General features: G+C 43.4%; 6 protein-coding genes. All 6 read left to right on the forward strand.

The window, feature by feature from the left end:
- The first annotated feature begins 716 nt into the window (after positions 1-716).
- Positions 717-1691: a homoserine O-succinyltransferase gene (locus Q0241_RS10420; protein ID WP_299377075.1), complete on the forward strand. Its 975-nt coding sequence runs from the start codon at positions 717-719 to the stop codon at positions 1689-1691.
- A 175-nt stretch (positions 1692-1866) separates the two neighbouring features.
- Positions 1867-2253: a hypothetical protein gene (locus Q0241_RS10425; RefSeq protein ID WP_299377077.1), complete on the forward strand. Its 387-nt coding sequence runs from the start codon at positions 1867-1869 to the stop codon at positions 2251-2253.
- A 511-nt stretch (positions 2254-2764) separates the two neighbouring features.
- Entirely contained in the window at positions 2765-3271 is a 507-nt protein-coding gene (locus tag Q0241_RS10430) for a PAS domain-containing protein (RefSeq protein WP_299377079.1), read from the forward strand.
- A gap of 423 nt (positions 3272-3694) precedes the next feature.
- Positions 3695-4222 carry an MgtC/SapB family protein gene (locus Q0241_RS10435; RefSeq protein ID WP_299377081.1) on the forward strand — a complete coding sequence of 176 codons (528 nt, stop codon included), beginning with the start codon at positions 3695-3697 and terminating at the stop codon, positions 4220-4222.
- 195 nt (positions 4223-4417) lie between these two features.
- Positions 4418-5503: an endonuclease/exonuclease/phosphatase family protein gene (locus tag Q0241_RS10440; RefSeq protein ID WP_299377085.1), complete on the forward strand. Its 1086-nt coding sequence runs from the start codon at positions 4418-4420 to the stop codon at positions 5501-5503.
- Positions 5504-6794: 1291 nt separating this feature from the next.
- On the forward strand, positions 6795-8376 hold a 1582-nt coding region (locus Q0241_RS10445; RefSeq protein WP_299377083.1), incomplete at its 3' end, for a methyl-accepting chemotaxis protein.

Consider the following 8376-nt stretch of genomic DNA (forward strand, 5'->3'; position numbering starts at 1 on the left):
TGAGGGAGAACAAGCGCTTATCTGGCACAGGCATAAACTGTTATTAAGTTTCGATCATCCTGGCAATAGGATGCTGGCAATAGGATGAATGTATTCCGGGAAAGCTGTAAATCGAGATAACTGGATTGCGGGATAACTGGATTGAATGACGTACTCTGGGTTACTTTCTATATAATCAATGAAATATATAAAACCCAAGAGACTTGCTAAAAAAACTGAGAGCACAAGGATAGTGAGTATGGATTTCCTTATAAAGCTTTTGGGTGTTTTTACCACGACGGTTATAACGATCAGAAAGGTAGCAAATAAAAACAGGATGAATAAAAGAAGAATGATAAGCACTTTAAAATCCGGGCTGTAACAGGATATTCAAATTTATTATCTTATTATCCCCTATGAAAGGCAGAATTAAGGCCCGTGGAGTAACTTTTCCTCAGATCGTAGTTATATGTATTTTGGCGAAAGAAAGACTGGTCTTTTTGTGATCATTAGCTTTTGATCCTAAGCATTTTTTTAGTTTTGGTGTCAAATAAGTGATGTGATGCGAGTGAGAATTGTGTTCTTTTCCTGGGCTGTTTTCGCTACGGTGGACTTGATTTGAATGTAAACCATCTATATCAAGTTTAGTTTATATCTTTGGTGTCGTGGTTTCCTGATCGTGTTTCTTTATTGCGGACAGGGGCACAGTCTTGTTTGCTCATTAGAGGATTAGTGGTTTGCCTATCGTTATTACAGCCAGTGAAGCTCATCCCTTTTTGCCGTCGCTGGGGGATCCCACGGCGATTGCAGAGGAAAAGGCGCTGCATCAGGACATTCGTCCGCTGGAAATTGCAATCCTGAACTTGATGGCAGACAAACAGACAACAGAGCTTCAATTGGCCCGTTGGTTGGGACACACACCGCTACAGGTTAGGCTCACCTTTGTGACGACGGACAGCTATGTGGCCAGTGTCAAGGCGGGGCATAAATCCAAATCCACACCAAGCGAGCACATCAGTAAATATTACAACGCTTGGAGCGATGTGAAAGATCGCAAGTTTGACGGCTTGCTGGTCACGGGCGTCAACTTACTGGATGCAGATGTCACAAGCGAGGGTATCTGGGGTGAAATTCAGGAAATCTTTAGCTGGTCCAAAACCAATGTGCTGTCGTCCATGTACATTTGCTGGGCTGGCTTTGCCGCCATGCGTTATTTCCACGATATCAAGTGTCACAACGGCAAGATCAAGACGCTGGGTGTCTTTGAACATGGGATAGAGGAAGACAGTGCGGACCTTTTGTTTGGTTTGCCAGACCGATTCCCGATCCCTGTGGGACGTTGGCAACGCCTGCACCGGGATAAGGTAGAAGGCCATGAACCGCTTGAGCTTGTTTCCTGTACCGACGAAGGGGATATTTTTCTCGTGGCAGAGAACAAAGCCTTCAAAAAGGGGTGCAAGACATATCCGCGTCGGATCTATATGTTCAATCACCCTGAATACGATACGGATACGATGAAGAAGGAATTCCTGCGCGATCGCAAGTCATTCCCCGATCTGCCGATCCCGCCGAACTACTTCCCGGATGATGATCTCGAAAAGACGCCGATTAATACCTGGCGTTATACCGCCGCAATCTATGGCAACTGGATCAAATCACTCTACGAAGCGACCCCCTATGATATCAATGATATCCCCGAGGCGTGTGAATAGTTGTTTGGTCTTTCCTTAGTTATAGGTCAAAAATATATAGTCGGGTTTAGGGTTTTATATCGCTGAATATTTGGCGAATATGACGGTTCTTGCTTTTTTATCTATCTCGCTTGTCCCTGTATTTAATTTTCTATAATTATATCTATTATATACAACAAAATCTTAGGGGCAGGCCGTGTTTATCAAGTATGTTTTGGGGGTGGTTGGCGCAATATTTATTGGTCTGGCGGGAACTGCTTCTGCACAATCTAACGCAAAGGGTATGGCCCTTGAATCCTTTAGTAAGGTTGCTGCATCATGGCATTTTAATCGAAAATGCTCTTACCTTTCCTCTTCGGATTTATCTGATTTCGAGGCCGATGTTGCATACATAACCATTACCTTGGGAAAAGATCTTGGCGGTCAAACACTTCTCAATCGTATCCAGTCTTCGGTAAAAGACATCGTTTATAGTGAAAAATATGGCGATTGTGAGAAAACACGCGAAATGTTTGATGCCGGGTACAAGTACACTAAAGTCTGGAGTGAGCAGATAAGGCTTATTCTAGAAAAACAGGGATAAGATCGTAGGGCACCGCTTTTACTTGAGCCGCTATTTCACGGCTAATTTTCTATTGGTATCTTGAATATTGGCAATAAATAGTGGCGGCTAAAAAAGCGAAACTCTAGGTATTATTACTTACCTCTTTTTGAGTAAAGTTATAACGCATTGAGGTTATTATATTCTCTTTGGTTCGTTCCGACGTATTTGGCGAGGAAATTATCTGGTTATCTCGGGGTGCGTGTATGTCGCATCCTCCAAAACTTGACTCTTTCCTGTCTATACATGATAACCGCGCAGTCTTTTTGGTTGGATTTATGGTTTGTTAACCGTAAATGATGTGTGTTTCCCAAAAAGCTGGTCTGTCATCGAACAGGCTGAAAGTCGGCCCCATATTGTTTCGTGTGTTCGGGGGCTTGAGAAAAGCCTGATGATGGCTTTATTGAATCTTACAGTATAATTTTACCTAGGCAGTTACCTGGGAAATTTACTGGGCTTGAGATAACGGTCCCTGATGAACTAGAGTACTAAAATGCTTAATGTGGAATACAGAACGGTCGCTTCTGATTTGGCGTACAAATACTGGCTTTCGAAATGCCAAGGAGACGCAATCCCAAGCCGGGACGACATAAGCCCTGAAGAAATGGTACCTTTCTTGCCAAGCATTCTGTTGTTGGATGTTCAAGAAGAACCGCTTGATTTCCGTTTCCGGTTGATTGGAACCCGTATCGTGCCATTGCTTAACCGGGACTATACCGGGGAGTTAATGAGCACAATTGATAACCTGAAATCCCCGAATTCTGTTTGGAAGAACTGTTGCAAAGCAGTTGACTTGGCAGAACCCGTTTATGCCTTTACCCCATACGTTGGCCCGAAAAAGGATATTCTGGATGTTGAGGATCTGATCTTGCCGCTGGCCTCGGACGGTAAGAATGTGAACATGTTAATGATCATCCTTGCGCCTATTAAAAAACAACCGGGACAACAAGGTGATGATGGTGAAAACAAATCTGATGGATCTAGAAGCCGCACATTTTGAAATTTGGATATTTTAAATTCTGTGTATTTTAAAGGTCTGGCTATATTGATCTCAGGCTATATTGATCTCAGGGTATATTAATCTCTGGGCTTCTCATCTCTGGGCTTCTCATCTCTGGGCATTCTAATTTCTATAACTGCATCATGATCCCTCTGCTTTAGATTGATCTGTCCTTTTGGTCAGTTTAAAATGCTATGGGGTTATACTCGTGGGGTATAGTTGTGGGAATATGGTTCTCTGGATATAGTCCTCAGGCTTTCCTTGCAGACGTTGGTACTCACGGCGCTTATCAATGGGATAATAAAGAGTTGGACTGTAGCTTACTGGGGCTTACTGGGGCAAAAAGCGCAATATATTAGGGTGCAAGCTGACTAAGGTATAAGCAGGGCGCTTACGTAAGCTCTTGATGGATTGAGGATCAGAATGACCGATTTGAGTTTGGAACTAACCTATATTTCCTGGCAAGAGCTTTTGCTTCGTGTCGGTTTGGCGATGGTTGTCGGGCTTGTTCTTGGGCTAGAGCGCGATAGCAAGAACAAACCAATTGATTTTCGGGCCTATATGATTGTTGCTGTGACCACGTGTGTTCTGGCTATTTTGGGACAGGAAATTTATTCGGATTTCTCATCGGCGGAAAACATTGTAAAGGTTGATTTGTCCAGTATTGTTGCTGGTGTCATGACCGGGATCGGTTTTCTTGGCGCGGGGGCAATTATTCAACGGGGCGACCGGGTTGTTGGCACCGCAACCGGGGCCAGTATCTGGGCGTCGGGGGGAATTGGCCTGACGATTGGTTTTGGGTTTTATGCACTGGGCATTGTTGCTTTTGGGGCCATCAGCCTTATTTTATTGGCGGGCGGCATTTGCCGAACATGGATGTCCGGGGTTGATGATAGTGAAAAATGTGCCCAAGAAAATGATAGCCCAAAAAATGATGCACAAGAAAAGTAGCTAACAAACTTGAAATAACCAATAACAGCAAGAAAACAGTCAAAATTTTCTATTATAGTATTGTTGCGAAATAGAACAGTCGGGGGCTGGTAAGTGAAATTTGCCAGATTTGGTGATTGTTTGATCCCGATGAAAATGTTGGTCAGTATATATCTATACCCCTATCGAGGGGGAAGAGGGGATTAAACAGGCGTGATGGTACATTATCTGTTAGGGGCAATTACAGTGCTGTGCTTTTTGGCCAGTGTTCTTCCCTTTATTCCAATTGCCCATGGTGCCGTCAGAATTTTTGATTTTGGACGTCTTCAAATTCTGACTATTTCGTTTGTAACGCTTGCGTCTGTCGTGGCGTTCCTTCCCAGGGATCAGTATTGCTATTCCCTTGTGGGAATGCTGTCTGTCTCGGTTTTGATAGAACTTTTCCACATCATACCCTTTACCCCCTTTTGGTGGCAGCAATCGGCAAGGTTTGATCCGGCAAAACACGATAATGCATCAACCTTTAAAATGCTGGTTTGCAATGTAAAGCAGAGCAATAAAAGCCACGATAAACTGATTGAGACCATTGAGGATTGCGACCCAGATATTTTGATCCTGATGGAAACGGATCAACTGTGGGTGGATGCCATGGCGGGGGTAACAGAACGCTATGACTATACGCTTAGCTGTCCACAAGATAATAGCTATGGAATGTTCTTGGCCTCGCGGTTGGATGTTTTGCAGGGTGATATCCGTTTTCTGCTGAACGACAGTATCCCCAGCTTTCATTGCCGGTTCAGGTTTAAGGGTGGTGATGAATTTGACCTGATTGCCATTCATCCCGATCCACCTGTGCCCCACAGAGATACCATTGGCAGAGACGCCGAAATTCTGGTGGCAGGGAAAAAGGCGCGATATCGCAAAAGGCCGTTGGTGGTTGCCGGCGATTTAAATGATGTGGCATGGTCATCGACAACGCGCCGTTTTCTGCGGGTCTCTCGATTGCTTGATCCGCGTCAAGGGCGAGGGATGTTTAACTCGTTCGATGCACGGTATCCATTTTTACGGTGGCCACTGGATCATATTTTTCATTCCGAAGAATTCGAACTTGTATCAATCCGGCGGCAACCTTTTATGGGGTCAGATCATTTTCCAATGTATTACGAATTGGCCTATGTATCTGACCATAATAATGAAACGCCGGATAGTCCGTCGGTTATGGATTTGAAAGAGACAAGAAGCCTGATCCATACCGAAAGCAAACGAGAACGTCGCCCCGTTGGCGAAGATTGGGAAAAGTAAAATTACGCGTCCTAACGAAAGGGCAGACAGCATTTGGGGAACGTTATGTATCCTAAATGGTTAGTTCAACCGAAAATGTGTAATTTTAGTACGCATACAATCAGATGTAGAGAAGGCTTTATTTTATCTCACGATATCTCGGTATACTGTAACAAATGATTACGACTCTTACTCGTAAGTTGATTCGATATATTTTACGGCGGCAGAGCGTAAAATAATGTTTTTATAGGTTTTTCAAAAAATAATATTATTTTTTTTGATGCTCGAAATAAATAAGATCTATTCAAATAATTGTCGTATCTTATTGATTTTTAAAGTTGTATATACTTGATTTTTTTACTCGGGATTTACTTAATTGTATATAATATTCTTTAGCCTTTAGGTTGAATAGCTGTTGTGTTAATGTCTTCTTAACCAATTCAACGTAATTTTCCTACATTCGCTCCCCACGTAGTCAGGGGTGGCTTCATAAAATAAGAGTTTGCACAGTTGCTATAATCTTTCGAAGAGGCACTGGTTCAATTGCAAACCTGATCAGATATATAACCTGGTATTAGTGTGTTACAGGAACCGTCTGATCTTTTATTATGGAGTGGGGTGTGGGTAGAAACTAGACATGGTTGTTGACATGATTGTCTGGGACTTTTTTGAATAATTCGACGCCTAGTGTGGTCGCGTCATGGGAACAGTCTTAGTGAGTTTTGGGCTCGAACCGATTATTCAAAGCGTGTGGTCGCTCTGGAGTGTGGTACTCAACCGCTTGTGTTTCGTCTGGTTTCAAACTGTCAAAGGCACTTCCTTTGGGGGGATCTTGCCAACGTGAAACCATATAGGTCAAGTTTTAGAACCTGATCAGCAAGACATTATCCGCAGTTTATAACTGTTTTATAACTGTGGCGTAAGTAAAATCAGAACGACTGCGATAGAGAAGTGTGGGGATCGCGCTCTGATTTTACAGCGTAGTGGTATACGTCGCAATTACGGGTGTCGGGGTAAGGAAAGATCGTTATGTGGCACAGGTAGCTGTCACGGCAAGAGGAACGTTAAGAGTTATCAAGGGGGTAAGCACGTTCTGCCTTTGCTTTTTTTGTCTAGTTTTACGGCTTTCTTTATTTACTAAGGCTTCTAAGCATTTTCAATTAATCAAAGCTAGGAATGCATATTATTATGTGGTGCTGCATGTTTACCTATTTTGTAATATGCTGTTAAAGGCAAATTAATACTTTGTGATCGAGAATTGGTAGGGAGCTTATAACGCTTACTTACTTTCAATTGCTTATGTGATCACATTATGCCCGGAATATTGAACAAATCTTTTAGTCTCACAGGTAAGATTCTTACATCTGTCGTTATTACCCTTGCGATCGGGTTAACGGCTACGACCGCCTTTGTCGTTAAGGAAAGTCAGGATGCAATCCTTGATGTTGCTGAAAAACACGGTCAGGAACTCGCCGGAAATATCGGAAGCCAAGTGAAGGCTGATATTGATGTGGCAATGACAGCATCACGTACCATGGCTGAATCATTCTTAGCTTATCATCGGGCAGGAATTACGGATCGGGAAGTTTACAGAGAAGCACTTAAAGGTGTCGCACTTAATAACCCTGACTTTGCAGCAGTTTGGAGTGGATGGGAACCAGATGCACTGGATGGTAAGGATGCAGATTTTGCGAATACGCCGGAAAGCAACGCAAGCGGACGTTTTATTGATCTCTGGTTTTTAAAGAACGCTACAGATCTTGGTGTGCGTGGACTGAATATTGATAAGGGCGAAACTGCCGACTGGTATGACGGTCCTCGAAAAGCCATGGCAGAGGTAATTACAGAGCCTTATGCGATGGAATTGGCAAAAGATGAAGGTACAGAAGCTTTTCTTTCTACTTCTGTTGTAGTGCCTCTTATTCAGGACGGAAAGTTTATCGGTACTGTTGGTGTTGATTTTAATTTACAGGAAGTTCAGGACAAGATTGCAGAAATCCGTCCTTATGAAGAAGGTCTTGTTACTCTTATTACCAATAATGGCGTTTGGGCTGCTTATCCAGATAGAGAGCAAATTGGTAAAGCGATAGAAGAAAGCTCGCCGCAATTCCAGGATTACAAAGGCCTTATTGCTAAAGGTGAGAATGCCAGCTGGATCGGATATTCAAACGAACTGGGGAAAGATGCTCTCTATGTTCTGGTACCTTTGACGGTTGGGCATTCAAAAACCCCTTGGTCAATTGCCGCCATTATGCCTCTGGATAAGGTACAGGCTGGTGCAACGAGCGTGCGTAATAATATGATTATTGCAGCAATCGTTTTAACCTTGCTCATGGCGCTGATAATTACCGTTCTGATTACAGTTTTGATGAGCAGACCATTGAAAAATATTACTGAAGTCGTTGAGGTTCTGTCGAGAGATGAGACCAATGTCGAAATTAAGGATCAGCAGCGGAGCGATGAAATTGGTGTTCTTGCAAAAGCGCTGGAACATTTCCGTCATAAGCTAATCCAGGTTCGCGATCTACAATCCGAACAAGTTGAAAAAGATCGACAGGCAGAACAAGAACGACGAGATACTCTTTTGGGGATTGCCAATCAGTTTGAGGTACAGGTTCAGGGCGTTGTTGGTAATGTATCCAGTTCATCGGATCATCTTTTGACCTCTGCGCAGAGCATGTCCGCGGTGACAGATAATGTGTCAAGACAGACAGCCGTTGTGTCATCTGCAACCGAAGAAGCATCGGCTAATGTTGCAACTGTTGCCAGTGCAACAGAAGAGTTGTCAGCCTCTATTGGAGAGATCAATGCACAGATCACACGTGCTGTTTCAGTATCGCAAGAGGCTGTGCAAGAGGCAGATCGTGCGAACACAAAGGTGCAAGGTCTGTCGG

Source organism: uncultured Kiloniella sp. (genome assembly GCF_937128705.1).
GTDB lineage: Bacteria > Pseudomonadota > Alphaproteobacteria > Kiloniellales > Kiloniellaceae > Kiloniella.